This is a genomic window from Methylolobus aquaticus, assembly GCF_054172105.1.
The window spans coordinates 45,422-60,144 of record NZ_JBSYXP010000004.1 but is presented as its reverse complement, the minus strand read 5'-3'; the positions used below and the strand labels follow the sequence as shown (position 1 = coordinate 60,144).

The window sequence follows — 14,723 nt, the reverse complement described above, 5'->3', positions numbered from 1 at the left end:
TCTGCTGCCAGGCAGTTCAGCGCCCGCTCTGTTCCATCTCATCCACCATCTCGGCGAGCGCGTGCCCCAAGAACACCGGATATGGCTCCGCCCGTTCCAGTGTTTGCAAGGAGTCCGGCAGTTTTTGCAACTGTTGGGCCACTCGCGCGCGAATTTCATTGAGTGGTTCAGTTGCCGAGATCCGTTGCCCGCCGCGCATGACCTCAGTCAACAACGGCTCCCCCTCGGCCGCATGATCACAGAGTTCGATGACGTCTTGCCGCATCCTGCCAGCCTCGTCGAAGGCACGAAAGACCTGCTTTTGCCCCGGCAGCGTCTGACGGCCAGGAGAGCGCTTGCGGCGCGGACGACCCGCATACTCTTCGAGTTTGTAGGCGCAATTCAGCACCGGCACATCCGCAGACGTCACAAGCTGTGTTCCTATCCCAAAGCCGTCGATCGGCGCCCCAGCCGCCATTAGATCGTGGACGGCATACTCGTCCAGATCCCCGCTAACCACCACCTGGCATTGCGTCAGTCCCCCTTTGTCCAAGATGTCCCGGGTGCTGCGCGAAAGAGCCATCAGGTCACCGCTGTCGATCCGGACTCCCTGGAGACCGAACCCCTGCTCAAGCAGGCACGGTGCCAGCTGGACGAGTGTCTGCGCGGCCCGCAACGTGTCGTAGGTATCAATCAGCAGAACCGTCGGTACCGGCTGGGACGTGACGAAACGCACAAAGGCCTCGGCTTCGCTGTCATGGGCCATCACATATGAATGCGCCATCGTCCCAAACAGCGGAATGCCGAAACGCCGGCCTGCGAGCACATTCGATGTCCCTGCAAAACCTGCGAGATAGCTCGCGCGGGCTGCCAACAAACCGGCTTCCGCGCCGTGAGCTCGGCGTAGGCCAAAATCGACCACAGTCCGGCCACGCGCAGCGATCACCGACCGTACGGCTTTCGATGCGATCATCGTCTGGAACTGCAGTAAGTTGATCAGGCGCGTTTCGACAATCTGAGCCTCGGGAAGCGGCGCCGTGATCCGGACCAGCGGCTCGTTCGGGAAGCAAATCGTGCCTTCCGGCATTGCCGAAACATTGCCCGTGAAGCGCAAGTCTCGCAAATACTCGAGGAAGTCAGCGGCAAAATGACCCGTGGATCGCAGCCAGTCACAGTCCTCGGCGCTGAACGCCAGCCCGGACAGATACTCAAGCAGTTGTTCCAGACCGGCCGCGACGAAAAAATTCCGTGACGATGGAAGCGAGCGAATGAAGAACTCGAAACTGGCGGTTTCAGTCAACGACTCGCGGAAATACCCCTGCAGCATGGTTAGCTGATAGAGGTCCGTCAACAGCGCATCGCCAGCCGCCATCACAACCCCAACTGATCGAATGAAATGAAACGCGCTCCAGCCGCAGCCATGCGTTCGATCGCCCGTGCGCCGTCGCCGGGGTGCCGGTCCATGGCAGCAATCGCGTCGACCAGCACGATGACGGCGTAGCCGCGGTCCAGTCCATCCAGCACCGTCTCGAGCACGCAGTACTCAGTGGCGAGACCGCCGACGAACAGGCGATCGATCCCATTGCTTGCCAGCCTGACCTGCAGACCATCCGCGCCGAAACCCGAGAAATCTTCCCGATCCGCCGTCACAGCCTTGTCGACGACAGGGCATTGATGGGGCAAATGCAGCTGTTCCGGAAAGCGGGCGCCGGTACTGCCCGCGACACAGTGTGCCGGGAACGAACCGCCCTGTTCCCGGAATGAACAATGGGTTGGCGGATGCCAATCGCGCGTCGCAATAACTGTCAGACCATGCCGCGCGAAAGCGGCGACGTAACGGTTCAGAGGCTCGATCACCCGATCGCCGTCGGGAACCGGCAACGCGCCGCCTTTCAGGAAATCATTCTGCACATCGATGACGATCAGCGCGTCACCGATACCCAACTCCAGCGACTGACTGTGCTGCTGCGACATGCAAACACCCACCGAGAAACCATGTCGGACATGTTATGCCGGTATAATTTCAAGTCTCGGCTGGCGACTCAAGCCCGGAGCGGCCAGACGCCCGGCAAGCTACGGTCAGCCCCACTAAAACTGAAGGAGAGCGCATCATGACGACGGTCCAATTGAAGGTACAGGGAATGAAATGCGGCGGCTGCGAAAACAATGTCAAGGAAGCGGTCGGAGCGTGCCCTGGCGTCAAGTCGGTGAATGCGTCACATAAGGAATCCCGGGTCGAAGTCGAATACGACGAAGGCATCGCCGATGTGGCGGCCATTCGCAAGGCCATCGTCGAACGCGGTTTCGTGGTGTCCGACTAAGCGGGAATTCGACCCGAGCCGGCTTACCGCCCGGACCCGGGTGCCTCTTGCATGACACACTTCCCGATTGCTTTTCCATGGCACTTGGCGTCCAATAGCGCGCCGTGATGACGCTGCCTCGACGGCCTCCTGCCGCCTGAGACAGCCAGATCGCCTCGCTTGCACCCCAAGACCGCGGCCACTCGTGGTGACAAAGGGCGGTTACGAGACACAACCCCACCCACGGGAAACGCCAAGGGAATGACTTGAATTGACGAGGCAGCCTATGAGACCACCGGTACACATTGCCGTAACGGGCGCCGCGGGACAGATTAGCTACGCCCTAATCTTCCGCCTGATCGCCGGTGACCTGCTCGGCCCAGAACAGCCGATCGTGCTGCGGTTACTGGACGTGCCGGATGCCATCGGCGCCCTGCAGGGCATCGTCATGGAACTGGTCGACTGCGCCTCCCCTCTGCTGGACGACGTCGTCATCACCAGCACGCCCCAGATCGCCTTTCAGGATGCGGACCTCGCATTTCTGGTCGGCGCCCGACCGCGCACTCAAGGCATGGAACGGCAGGATCTGCTGATCGTCAATGCCGGTATTTTTTCGGAACAGGGCAAGGCGCTGAACGAAACCGCGAAGGAAACGATCAGGATTCTGGTCGTCGGCAACCCGGCCAACACAAACGCCCTGATCGCCATGACCAATGCCCCGAGATTACCGCCAGCCGCATTCTCCGCGATGACGCGTCTCGACCACAACCGTGCGGTAAGCCAATTGGCAATGAAATGCGCCTGCAGGGTTGGCGAGGTACGCCGCGTTGCGATCTGGGGCAACCATTCAACCACCCAGTTTCCGGACATTCATCACGCGATCATCCGTGGACAACCGGCGCTGGACTGCGTCGACTTCGACTGGTACGTGCAGGATTTCATCCCCACGGTGCAAAAACGCGGTGCGGTGGTCATCGAGGCCCGAGGCAAGTCGAGCGCTGCTTCAGCCGCCAACGCAGCGATCGATCAGATGCGGAACTGGCTCTATGGGACGCCGGACGGTGACTGGACCAGCATGGCGATTCCATGCCAGGGCCAGTACGGCATGGCAGACGACTTGGTGTTCTCCTTCCCGGTGACCACCCATGACGGCCACTACCAGGTTGTTCCGGGACTCGAACTGAACGAATTCAGTCGCAAGCAACTCGCGCTCACCGAACGGGAGTTACTGATAGAACGGGAGATGGTTGCCCACTTGTTGTAAGCGCGTTCGCCATGTTTGCGTTCGATCAATCGTCGCGATTCAGCAGCTTGACAATGTAGCCACCGGATTTCTCATCGTATTCCAGACCGAGCAACTTACGGTTCTGCGCCTCTTCCAGCAGTTTTCCGAAAGTCCGGAACCCGTGATAGGTTTCGTTGAAACCGGGATTACGGCGCTTCAAGGCCTGCTTGACCATTGAACCCCAAACCTTCTCCTCTTCCCCGCGTTCCTCGCTCAAGTCATCGATGGTAGCCATGACGAGATCGAGCGCCTCCTGCTTCTTTCGCTCGTCGTCGTTTGCCTTGTCCTCACCGGACTTCTTCTGGCTGGGCTTTTTCTCCGCCTCAGGTTTGACCTTGGCCTTTTGACTCTTTTCGGCGCCGCGGACCAGATCGTCGTAAAAGATGAACTCGTCGCAATTGGAGATCAAGAGATCGGAGGTCGACTTCTTGACGCCGACACCGATGACGAGTTTGTTGTTTTCACGAAGTTTGCTGACCAGCGCCGAGAAATCCGAGTCGCCGCTGATGATGACGAAGGTATCGACATGCGACTTCGTGTAGCACAAGTCCAGGGCGTCGACGACCATGCGGATATCCGCCGAGTTCTTGCCCGACTGACGCACATGCGGGATCTCGATCAGTTCGAAGGCCGCCTCGTGCATGCCTGCCTTGAATTCCTTGTAACGGTCCCAATCGCAGTAGGCCTTTTTGACCACGATGTTACCCTTCAGGAGCAGGCGTTCCAGGACCTTGCGAATGTCGAAGGCCGCGTACTTGACCTCGCGCACGCCCAAGGCGATGTTCTCGAAGTCACAAAAGAGCGCCAGGCTCTGGGTCTTCAGCTTTGCAGTCATGCCATCTCACAGATAAAGAAGAAAGAAAGGTGCCGTTCAGGCAGGATGGGCAGATCGGCAATCAGCCCGCACGAGCAAATCGGCCGCGATGGAGGACGAGTCCGGTAGCCGCGCGCCCGCACCCTTGGGCTCTAGCGCTGAAAACTCGATCTCGCTCTGCGATCACCGCGACCGGCGGGTGAATCCGGAAGGCCCAGATGCGCGCCCGCAAGCAAGCGTTCGGGAAAGTCGGGGTTGGCGAGAAATGAATGGCCGAAGCCGGTGCAGTCGGGACGGCCCTCGGTGACCGCCGCTGCCCGCCCCCCCCCTTCTCCGGGCGCCGCAGCCTCGAATGCAAAGCGAAAGGCGAGAGACCCTTGCGGTTAGGATAGTCGCCGCCGGCTTGATCAACCCGGCAGTCTCGGGGAGGCGCCAGGTCGGGATTGCATATGCTGCCGGCGGAGCTTGGCGCTTCTCGAGTGGCCGAGTAAGGGGGATCCACGAACCGCAGATCCGCCCGATTGTCGCCTGCTCCGCCGGTGACCGATGGCGAGCCGACCAAGCCAGCGCAGCTAGCCGAGATTCTGCGCAGCCACCATGAAGTACAACATCGGAATCGACAACATCGTGTTGAAACGGCTGGTCAGCATCGCAGTTCGCGCTGCCGCCTTCTTCTCATCATCGGATGCAGTGACCATACCCAGCGCTTTCTGCTGGTTGGGCCAGATGATCATCCAGACGTTATAGGCCATCACAAGCCCCAACCACATGCCGACACCGATAAAGGTCGCCTTGCCCCCCTTGAAGTAGCCGAGCAGCATGGCTTCCAGAATGTATTCGTTCAGCGCGGCGAGAATGAGTCCGGTCACTAGGGTTGCGAGCGCCGCCCATCGAAACCAGAACAAGGCCGTTGGCGCGATGACCTTGCCGATCGCCGGTTTCTGCTCATCCGGAATCTTGGGCATGGACGGAATCTGGACGAAGTTGAAGTACCACAACAAGCCAATCCACATGACACCGGACAGCACATGCAGCCAGCGGAACAGGAACGTCAGCCACTCCCTGGACATCTGGAAACTGCCCGTGACGAAAGCCAGGATCACCAGGATACCGGCGCCGAACATCAGTGCACGTTCCAGTTTGTCGAGGCCAGCCTTGCCTAGGCTATTGATCAGGATGAGCATGACATTTCGCATCGTTCTCCTCTCCCCTGTAGTCTGATGATGTTATTCGAGCCGGCGCTCAAAAGGCACCGGAGGGCACAGAGTAGTCGGTTGTCGAGCGCACCGCAAATGCCGCAGATATGTACTCAACAATTCAGCGGACGTGCTGGCGTTTGGACTGGAGCCGGGAGCGCCGGAAGCCAGTTACCCCCTGGGATCGCTGCCGCATCAAGTGTCAATTCCGCGTCATCAGCACTACGCCAGCCATCAGCAGCAGCGCACCAAGCACGCGAGGGCCGCTGAAGGGCTGCAAGGGCAAGCCCAGCCAACCGAAGTGATCCATCACCAGCGCAGCCATGAGTTGGCCGGCCACCGTGACGGCGACCAAGGTCGCCGCGCCCAACCGCGGTGTCACCAGGATCGCCGTCACCACGTAGAGCGCCCCGAAGAGACCACCGAGCCAGGCCCACCACGGCGCCAGGACCGCGCTCCGTAGATCGGCCATCGGTATGCGGCTCAGACCGATGTAGGCAATCAAGGCCGCCGTGCCGACGACGAATGAAATCAGCGCCGCCAGCACCGGGCTGGTCATGGACTGCCGGAGCTGCGCGTTCACGGCCGCCTGTATCGGCAGTACGACCCCTGAGACAAGGCCAATCAACACATAAGTCCATTGCATCAGCGCTTACCCCTGGCTTGTGGCACCGGCGCGCTAGAGGCTGCCATCACCTCTGAGCCCGACCCTGCGAGCCCCTCAGGCAGCGGCCGATTCTGCCGCCTTATCCCGATAGTCCGCGATCTGATCGAAATTCAGATACCGATAGGTGTCATCCGCATCCTTCTGAATCTGTTGCATGAAGCCCATATACTCCTGCATGGTCGGGATGCGCCCGAGGATCGAGCAAACCGAAGCCAGTTCCGCCGATGACAGGAACACCTTGGCACCGGCCCCAAGCCGGTTGGGAAAATTTCGGGTGGAGGTCGAAACCACGGTGGCGTTGTCGGCGACGCGGGCCTGGTTGCCCATGCAGAGCGAGCAACCCGGCATTTCCATGCGAGCCCCCGCCTTGCCATAGGCGCCGTAAAAGCCCTCTTCCATCAACTGGGCCTGATCCATCCGGGTCGGCGGCGCTATCCAGAGCCGGCCTGGGACTTGACCGCCGGCCTGCTCCAGCACGCGGCCCGCAGCCCGGAAATGCCCGATATTGGTCATGCAGGAACCCAGGAATACTTCGTCGATCGCGGTACCCGCCACCTCCGACAGGGGCTTGACGTCGTCGGGATCGTTCGGACAGCAGAGCAGCGGCTCGCGGATCGCATCGAGATCGATCTCGATGATTTCCGCGTACTCCGCATCGGCGTCAGCTTCCAGCAATACCGGATTCGCGAGCCACTCCTCCATGGACCTGATGCGCCGCTGCAAGGTGCGGGCGTCCCCATAACCCTGACTGATCATCCACTGCAACAGGACGACGTTGGAGCGCAGGTACTCTGCGATCGGCTCTTTGTTGAGGCGCACCGTACAAGCCGCCGCAGACCGCTCGGCTGAGGCGTCGGCCAGTTCGAAGGCCTGTTCGATCTTCAGGTCGGGCAAGCCCTCGATCTCGAGGATCCGCCCGTTGTAGACATTCTTCTTGCCCTTCTTCTCCACCGTCAGCAGACCCCGCTGCAAAGCAGCATAAGGGATCGCATGCACCAGATCGCGGAGCGTGATTCCGGGTTGCATCGTGCCCTTGAAGCGCACCAGCACCGACTCGGGCATGTCCAGCGGCATGACACCCGTCGCGGCAGCGAAAGCCACGAGGCCCGAACCGGCCGGGAACGAAATGCCGATCGGGAAGCGCGTATGCGAGTCGCCCCCGGTGCCAACCGTATCGGGCAGCAGCATCCGGTTCAGCCAGGAATGGATGATCCCATCCCCGGGGCGCAGCGCCACCCCGCCGCGGTTCATGATGAAATCAGGCAAGGTGTGGTGAGTCTGGACGTCGACCGGCTTCGGGTAGGCCGCCGTGTGACAAAACGACTGCAGCACCAAGTCAGCCGAGAAACCGAGACAGGCCAGATCCTTGAGTTCATCGCGCGTCATCGGACCGGTCGTGTCCTGCGAGCCCACTGTCGTCATGTGTGGTTCACAATAGGTCCCGGGGCGGACACCGGGCACACCGCAGGCTTTCCCGATCATTTTCTGGGCGAGGGTATAGCCTTTGCCAGAATCAGCGGTAGCAACAGGCCGTCGGAAGACCGGCGAGGTTACCAGTCCCATGGCCTTGCGAGCTCGGTCGGTGAGCCCGCGCCCGATGATCAGTGGAATACGCCCTCCGGCCCGGATCTCGTCGAGGAGGATCTCGGTCTTCAGCGCGAATGTGGTCACCAACTCGTCGGTCAGATGCCGCTTGATCTGGCCTTGATAGGGGTAGATGTCGATGACGTCACCGGTCGCGAGGCCGGTCACATCGCACTCGATCGGCAGTGCTCCGGAATCTTCCATGGTGTTGAAGAAGATCGGTGCGATCTTGCCACCGATACAGACACCGCCGGCTCTCTTGTTCGGTACGTGCGGGATATCGTCGCCCGTGTACCACAACAAGGAATTCGTTGCGGACTTGCGCGATGAGCCGGTGCCGACCACATCCCCGACAAAGGCGACCGGATGACCCTTGGCCTTGAGCTCGGTGATTTGCTGCTCGGCGTTGACGACACCCTCGCGCGGATTCTTCAGCATCGACTTCGCATGCAGCGGGATGTCGGGCCGCGACCATGCATCGGTCGCCGGGGACAAGTCGTCGGTATTGATCTCGCCGGGGACTTTGAACACCGTGACGGTAAGCTTCTCCGGCAAGGGCGGGCGCGAGGTAAACCAGTCCGCCTCGGCCCAGGATTGCATCACGGCCCGGGCGTGGGCGTTCCCGCTGTCCGCTTTTTCCTGGACATCGTGAAAGGCATCAAACATCAACAGGGTATGCGACAAGGCCTTGGCGGCCGTGTCACCGAGCGCCGCATCTTCGAGCAATTCGACCAGAGGCGCCACGTTGTAGCCGCCGAGCATGGTTCCGAGCCATTCCGTCGCCTGCAACCGATCGAGGATGGGCGACACCACGTCTCCACGAGCGACCGCAGCCAGAAAGCCCGCCTTGACGTATGCTGCGTCGTCGACGCCAGCCGGCACGCGGTTGCTCAGCAGATCCAGCAGAAACTCGGCCTCACCTGCCGGGGGATTCCGGATCAAGTCGACCAGAGCGGCCGTCTGCTCGGCCGTGAGCGGCTTCGGCACAAGCCCCATGGCCGCGCGCTCGGCGACCTGCTGGCGGTATTCTGTTAGCATCGGATCTACCCTGCGAATGATGGTTCGAGTGACGACACGGTCCGGCGGGATCCCAACGGTGGCCGTCAACCATTATAGGGGCGGACTTGGCCGATTTTCACACTGAAACAGTATGTCTACTTGGTATTACAGCCATCCCAGCTGCTTTCGACACGACACCGGCCCGGGGCATCCGGAGAGCATTCAGCGCCTTGAAGCCATCGAGCAGGCGCTCCAGGATCCGGGTTTCGCGAGCCTGGTTCGGTGCGAGGCGCCTGCCGCGGTGCACGAGCAATTGCTGCGCGTTCACTCCGAAGCCCATGTCAGCCGAGTTCTGGAAGCGATCCCGAGACAGGGCCGCGTGCATCTGGATGCCGACACCGTAGTATCGCCGGGCTCCGGGGAGGCGGCCCTGCACGCGGCAGGGGCGGTGTGTGCCGCCGTCGTCGCCGTGACCAGCGGTAAGGCGCGCAACGCGTTCTGCGCGGTCCGCCCCCCCGGACATCATGCGGAATCGGGTCGCCCCATGGGCTTCTGTCTTTTCAATAATATCGCCATCGCGGCGCGGCATGCCCAGCGGGCGTGTGGGCTCGCGAAAGTTGCCGTGGTGGATTTCGACGTCCATCATGGGAACGGGACCCAGCAGATCTTTCAGAAGGATCCCTCGGTGTTGTACGCATCGACCCATCAGTACCCCTGGTATCCGGGAACGGGTGGTGCCGAGGAAATCGGCGTCGGCAATATCGTCAATGTGCCGCTGCGCGAAGGCACCGATTCAAAGAGTTTCAGAAACGCGGTCGCGAACCGCATCCTGCCGGCCGTCGATACCTTTCGGCCGGACCTCATCCTGATCTCGGCCGGATTCGATGCCCACCGCGATGATCCGCTGGCCTCGCTCGATCTGATCGAGGAAGACTTCGAATGGATCACTAACGAGTTGAAACGGATCGCGGAGCGGCATGCCCGCGGCCACATCGTCTCGGCGCTGGAAGGCGGCTATGCGCTCGAAGCGCTCGGGAGGAGCGTTGCCGCACATGTTCGCGCCCTGATGACAACGCCCTGAGCGATCCCAGGGACGGGCCTGATCGAACGGAACGGCAGATACGACGCGAGTCGGCGTGCCCCTGCACCGAAGCGAGGGCACCGTCAAATCGCTATCGACACACGGGCCTATAGGGGCGAAGTCCCGCGCCCGATCCCGTAGTAGGTGAACCCCAGTGCCTTCATCCGCTGTGGATCGTACAGATTGCGCCCGTCGAAGATGACGGGCGCAGCGAGAGACGTCCTGAGGCGCTCGAAGTCCGGGCTCCGGAACACGTTCCATTCGGTCACGATGACCAGCGCATCGGCTCCGTCGAGCGTCGACTCCAGCGTCTCGCAGAGTGTCAGATCCTGACGCTCACCATAGATCCGCGCTGCTTCCTCCATCGCGACGGGATCGAAAGCCCGCACCGCCGCCCCGGACTCCCAAAGGGCTTCCATGAGCACGCGGCTCGGCGCTTCGCGCATGTCGTCGGTGTTCGGCTTGAACGCCAGCCCCCAGATCGCGAAGGTCTTCCCGCGGAGAGCCTCACCAAAGTGGGTACGGATCTTTTCAAGCAGCTTCAACTTTTGGCGATCGTTGACGTCTTCGACTGCCTTCAGCAGCTGCGCCGAGTACTGCACATCCCGGGCCGTGCGCTCCAAAGCCTTGACGTCCTTTGGGAAACAGGAGCCGCCGTAACCGCATCCGGGATAGATGAAGTGATAGCCGATGCGCGGATCGGACCCGATACCGACCCGTACCTTCTCGATGTCCGCACCGAGACATTCGGCCAGATTCGCCAATTCGTTCATGAAGCTGATCTTGGTCGCCAGCATCGCGTTGGCGGCATACTTGGTCAACTCCGCGGAACGCACATCCATCCCGACCATCCTGTCATGGTTACGGTTGAACGGCGCGTAGAGCGCCCGTAGCAACTCGAAAGTGCGCGGGTTGTCGGCGCCGACGACGATCCGGTCGGGCTTCATGAAATCATCAATCGCGGCGCCTTCCTTCAGGAACTCGGGGTTCGATACGACATCGAACTCGACCGCATCGCCCCGCTTCTCCAACTCGCCCGCGATCGCGTTCCGCACCTTGTCGGCCGTTCCGACGGGTACGGTCGACTTGTTGACGACCACGCGGTACTCCTGAAGCCGCGCGCCGATGCTGCGTGCGACAGCCAGCACATACTGCAGGTCTGCCGAACCGTCTTCATCGGGAGGTGTGCCAACCGCGATGAACTGAAACAACCCATGGGCTACCGCCGCGTCGACATCGGTCGTGAAGCTCAACCGCTTCTGCGCCATGTTCCGCGCAATGACGGCATCCAGACCCGGCTCATGGATCGGCACGACGCCTCGATTCAGCCCATCGATCTTTTCCTGGCTGATGTCGATACACAACACGTCGTTGCCCACCTCGGCCAGGCAGGCTCCCGTGACTAAACCGACATAGCCAGACCCAAACACTGTGACTTTCATGTCACCTCTCCTTTTGGCTGAGTGAAAGACGTTCTAGGCAGGAAGTCTAGTCAGGACTCGAGCCCCCGAGCCAGATCCCTTTGAATGTCGTCGCCATCCTCGAGTCCGACGGCCACACGAAGCAAACTTGCACCGATGCCGGCGGCGGATCGTTCAGACTCGGTGAGTCGGCCATGAGTGGTCGTCGCCGGGTGGGTGATGGTGGTCTTGACATCCCCGAGATTCGCCGTGATCGACACGAGGCGCGTCGCGTCGATCACCCGCCACGCAGCCTCTTGTCCTCCCCTGACATCGAAACTCACAATGCCGCCACCGGCGACCTGCTGCTGCTGTGCGAGATGGTATTGGGGATGTGACTCCAGCCCCGGATAGTAAACCCGATCGACCCAGGACCGGTTCTCGAGCCAGCGCGCCAAGCGCAGCGCACGTTCGGAGTGAGCCAACATGCGCAAGGATAGCGTCTCGAGCCCCTTCAGAAAGACCCAGGCATTGAACGGGCTCATCGCGGGCCCGCCGGTGCGGGAGAACGGGTAGATCTCGCCATCCAGTAGCGCCTGCGAACCGATAATGGCGCCGCCAATACAGCGCCCCTGACCATCGAGGTACTTCGTCGCGGAATGAATGACGATATCGGCACCCAGATCCAGCGGTCGCTGCAAAGCGGGCGTGCAAAAGCAGTTATCGACGATCAGCAGCGCTCCGCCGTCACGGGCCAGTGCGGCCAGACGCGTGATGTCCACGATTTCCGTCAGCGGATTGGACGGCGTCTCGACGAACAGGAACCGGGTGTCCGTCCGGATCGCCGCCTGCCAGCCGTCATAGTCCGTCAGGTCGACGAAGCTCGTCGTCACACCAAACTTCTCGAGATAGTTCCGGAATAGCAGCGTCGTGTTCCCGAACACGCCACGGGAGCAGACCACGTGATCGCCGCTCTTAAGCAGCGCAAAGGCCACGGAAGCGATCGCGGCCATACCGGAAGCTGTCGCGATACATCGCTCTCCTCCCTCCAGCATCGCCAGTCGTTGCTCGAAGGCGCGCACGGTCGGGTTCGTGAAGCGCGAATAGATGTTCCCAGGCTCCTTGCCACTGAAACGCGCTGCGGCTTCGGCGGCGCTGCGGAAAACGTAGCTAGAGGTCGCAAAGATCGGATCGCTGTGTTCCTGTTCTGCAGTCCGGCTTTGGCCGGCCCGGATCGCCAGCGTCGTCAGCGCGCACTCGCTCAAGTCGAAATCACTCATGCTGGCCCTGCCCTGAATCCCTACAGTGACGGATCAAACCGTGTTGTACATCTCGATGATCGAGGTTTCCGATTCACGCGCCCGTTTGGCGTGATCGGAGCGATCCTCACCCAGACGATCCAGATAGTCCTGGTTCACGTCCCCCGTCACGTACTCGTTGTTGAAGCACGATGTGTCGAAGCGGCGAATCTCCGGGTTACCCCGATGCACCGCATCGATCAGATCGTCCAGGTCCTGATAGATCAGCCAGTCGGCGCCGAGTGCCTGCTGCACCTGTTCGTCGGTGCGATCGTGTGCGATCAGCTCGTGAGCGGCCGGCATGTCGATACCGTAGACGTTGGGAAAACGCACCGGTGGCGAGGCGGAAGCAAAGTAGACTTTCCGGGCACCAGCGTCGCGCGCCATTTGTATGATCTGCATCGAGGTCGTGCCCCGCACGATGGAATCGTCGACGAGCAGCACGTTCTTGCCACGAAACTCCAGGTCGATCGCATTCAGCTTTTGCCGAACCGATTTACTGCGCTGCTGTTGTCCGGGCATGATGAATGTCCGACCGATATACCGGTTCTTGACGAAACCTTCACGGTACTTGACGCCGATCCGGTTGGCCAGTTGCAATGCGGACGTACGGCTCGTGTCCGGAATCGGGATGACCACATCGATGTCATGGTCGGGACGTTCCCGGAGCAACTTGTCGGCCAGCTTATCGCCCATCCTCAGGCGCGCCTTGTAGACCGAGATGTTGTCGATGATCGAGTCGGGACGCGCGAAATAGACATACTCGAAGATGCACGGCGAGTGCCAAACATGCTCGGCGCATTGGCGTGTGTGGAGGACGCCATCGTTATCGATCAGCACGACTTCACCGGGAGCGACATCGCGTATCAGTTTGAATCCCAGCACATCCAGCGCGACGCTCTCCGACGCGATCGCGTAGTCCTTGCGACCATGCCCGATGGCGCGCTCACCGAATACCAGCGGCCTGATGCCATAGGGGTCACGAAAACCGAACACACCGATGCCGGTGACCATCATGACGACCGAGTAGGCTCCGCGGCAGCGACGGTGCACCCCAGCTACGGCCTTGAAGATATCCTCGGCGTTGATCTTCAACTTCCCCAACTCTTGTAATTCGTGGGCGAAGACGTTGAGCAGTACCTCCGAATCGGAATCGGTGTTGATATGCCGCTGATCCTGCACGAATAACTCCCGCTTCAAGACTTCGGCATTTGTCAGGTTGCCATTGTGCGCCAGCGAGATGCCATAGGGAGAATTCACGTAAAAGGGCTGGGCCTCGGCCGAACTGGTACAGCCTGCTGTCGGATAGCGCACGTGTCCGATGCCCATCGTTCCACGCAGCGTCAGCATGTGGCGCGCATGGAACACGTCCCGGACCAGGCCGCTTTCCTTGCGAAGGTAGAGGCGATCATGCTCGCAGGTCACGATGCCGGCGGCATCCTGACCCCGGTGCTGCAACACCGTCAGCGCCTCGTAGAGTTCCTGGTTGACCTCGCCATGGGAAACCATACCGACTACGCCACACATAACTTCGTACTCCGGATTCAGTGAGCCGTCAGCGATAGTTCAAATTGCTCAGCCAACTGGCCGGCATCCTGTCTCGCATCCATAGCGCTGCCTTCTCGAACGGGGGAATGAGTGTTGCCTCTTTCCACCAGATTGCACGCGGCGCGGGCGTCAGACCCCCGACCAGAACCAACAAAGCCACCAGGATACCGCCGCGGAACACCCCGAAGATGAGACCGACAATACGGTCCGTACCCGAGAGCCCGGTTCCGGAGAGGATTCCGGCGAGCAGACTGCCAATCAGAGCGCCCAGGATCAGCACTACAAACAGGATCAGACAAAAAGCGGCGGCCTTGCGCAGCGGGGCTGCTTCGATCAAGTGCTGGAGATACACCGCCACTTGATCGCTGAAATGCACCGCCAGCGTAACGGCCGCCACCCAGGCGATCAGCGAAAAGATTTCCCGGACGAAACCCCTCATCAGGCCGAGCAAGCCTGAAATGACGAGTATGCCGAGGATCACATAGTCGGCCCAAGTGAAATGCATGACCAGCGCCAGACCTAGTCGCGGTCCAATCCCATCGTGCCGCTACCCATACCGGCAAAGGCAAACC

The 14,723-nt window shown here is 60.9% G+C and carries 13 protein-coding genes; 3 read left to right on the top strand and 10 right to left on the bottom strand.

Features of this window, described 5'->3' with window-relative positions; translation table 11 throughout:
• Nucleotides 1–16: 16 nt before the first annotated feature.
• Together ACW73L_RS06300 and ACW73L_RS06295 are read right to left on the bottom strand one after the other, a co-directional pair.
• Nucleotides 17–1,351 carry a nicotinate phosphoribosyltransferase gene (locus ACW73L_RS06300; RefSeq protein WP_498920793.1) on the bottom strand — a complete coding sequence of 445 codons (1,335 nt, stop codon included), beginning with the start codon at nt 1,349–1,351 and terminating at the stop codon, nt 17–19.
• Nucleotides 1,351–1,953, bottom strand: a complete 603-nt coding sequence (locus tag ACW73L_RS06295; RefSeq protein WP_498920792.1) for an isochorismatase family protein — start codon at nt 1,951–1,953, stop codon at nt 1,351–1,353. Before ACW73L_RS06295 ends, ACW73L_RS06300 begins: the two co-directional genes overlap by 1 nt.
• A gap of 137 nt (nt 1,954–2,090) precedes the next feature.
• On the opposite strand from ACW73L_RS06295, the gene ACW73L_RS06290 reads away from it, so the two are divergent.
• Nucleotides 2,091–2,300: a heavy-metal-associated domain-containing protein gene (locus ACW73L_RS06290; RefSeq protein WP_498920790.1), complete on the top strand. Its 210-nt coding sequence runs from the start codon at nt 2,091–2,093 to the stop codon at nt 2,298–2,300.
• A 265-nt stretch (nt 2,301–2,565) separates the two neighbouring features.
• Nucleotides 2,566–3,543: a malate dehydrogenase gene (locus tag ACW73L_RS06285; protein WP_498920788.1), complete on the top strand. Its 978-nt coding sequence runs from the start codon at nt 2,566–2,568 to the stop codon at nt 3,541–3,543.
• Between the two features lie 25 nt (nt 3,544–3,568).
• Here ACW73L_RS06285 and ACW73L_RS06280 read toward each other — a convergent pair whose 3' ends face one another.
• From ACW73L_RS06280 to acnB, 4 genes are all read right to left on the bottom strand, one after another.
• Complete coding sequence (locus tag ACW73L_RS06280; RefSeq protein ID WP_498920786.1) at nt 3,569–4,399, bottom strand: NYN domain-containing protein; 831 nt, start codon at nt 4,397–4,399, stop codon at nt 3,569–3,571.
• A 551-nt stretch (nt 4,400–4,950) separates the two neighbouring features.
• Nucleotides 4,951–5,574 (bottom strand): urate hydroxylase PuuD, encoded by a 624-nt coding sequence (locus ACW73L_RS06275; protein WP_498920785.1) that lies wholly within the window; start codon nt 5,572–5,574, stop codon nt 4,951–4,953.
• A gap of 202 nt (nt 5,575–5,776) precedes the next feature.
• Nucleotides 5,777–6,220 carry a DMT family transporter gene (locus tag ACW73L_RS06270; RefSeq protein ID WP_498920784.1) on the bottom strand — a complete coding sequence of 148 codons (444 nt, stop codon included), beginning with the start codon at nt 6,218–6,220 and terminating at the stop codon, nt 5,777–5,779.
• A gap of 75 nt (nt 6,221–6,295) precedes the next feature.
• The gene (acnB, locus tag ACW73L_RS06265; RefSeq protein ID WP_498920783.1) at nt 6,296–8,863 is read right to left on the bottom strand and encodes a bifunctional aconitate hydratase 2/2-methylisocitrate dehydratase; all 2,568 of its coding nucleotides are present in this window, start codon (nt 8,861–8,863) and stop codon (nt 6,296–6,298) included.
• A gap of 112 nt (nt 8,864–8,975) precedes the next feature.
• On the opposite strand from acnB, the gene ACW73L_RS06260 reads away from it, so the two are divergent.
• Nucleotides 8,976–9,905: a histone deacetylase family protein gene (locus tag ACW73L_RS06260; RefSeq protein WP_498920781.1), complete on the top strand. Its 930-nt coding sequence runs from the start codon at nt 8,976–8,978 to the stop codon at nt 9,903–9,905.
• 107 nt (nt 9,906–10,012) lie between these two features.
• Here the strand turns inward: ACW73L_RS06260 and ACW73L_RS06255 are convergent, their stop codons facing one another.
• Genes ACW73L_RS06255 through ACW73L_RS06240 form a run of 4 tightly spaced genes read right to left on the bottom strand, consistent with a single transcriptional unit; the run spans nt 10,013 to nt 14,656 of the window.
• The gene (locus tag ACW73L_RS06255; protein WP_498920780.1) at nt 10,013–11,347 is read right to left on the bottom strand and encodes a UDP-glucose dehydrogenase family protein; all 1,335 of its coding nucleotides are present in this window, start codon (nt 11,345–11,347) and stop codon (nt 10,013–10,015) included.
• 50 nt (nt 11,348–11,397) lie between these two features.
• A complete protein-coding gene (locus ACW73L_RS06250) occupies nt 11,398–12,585 on the bottom strand; it encodes an O-succinylhomoserine sulfhydrylase (RefSeq protein ID WP_498920779.1) in 1,188 nt (395 codons plus the stop codon).
• 33 nt (nt 12,586–12,618) lie between these two features.
• Entirely contained in the window at nt 12,619–14,130 is a 1,512-nt protein-coding gene (gene purF / locus ACW73L_RS06245; RefSeq protein WP_498920777.1) for an amidophosphoribosyltransferase, read from the bottom strand.
• Nucleotides 14,131–14,158: 28 nt separating this feature from the next.
• On the bottom strand, nt 14,159–14,656 hold the full coding sequence (locus ACW73L_RS06240) for a CvpA family protein (protein ID WP_498920776.1): 498 nt from the start codon (nt 14,654–14,656) through the stop codon (nt 14,159–14,161).
• Nucleotides 14,657–14,723 lie beyond the last annotated feature (67 nt).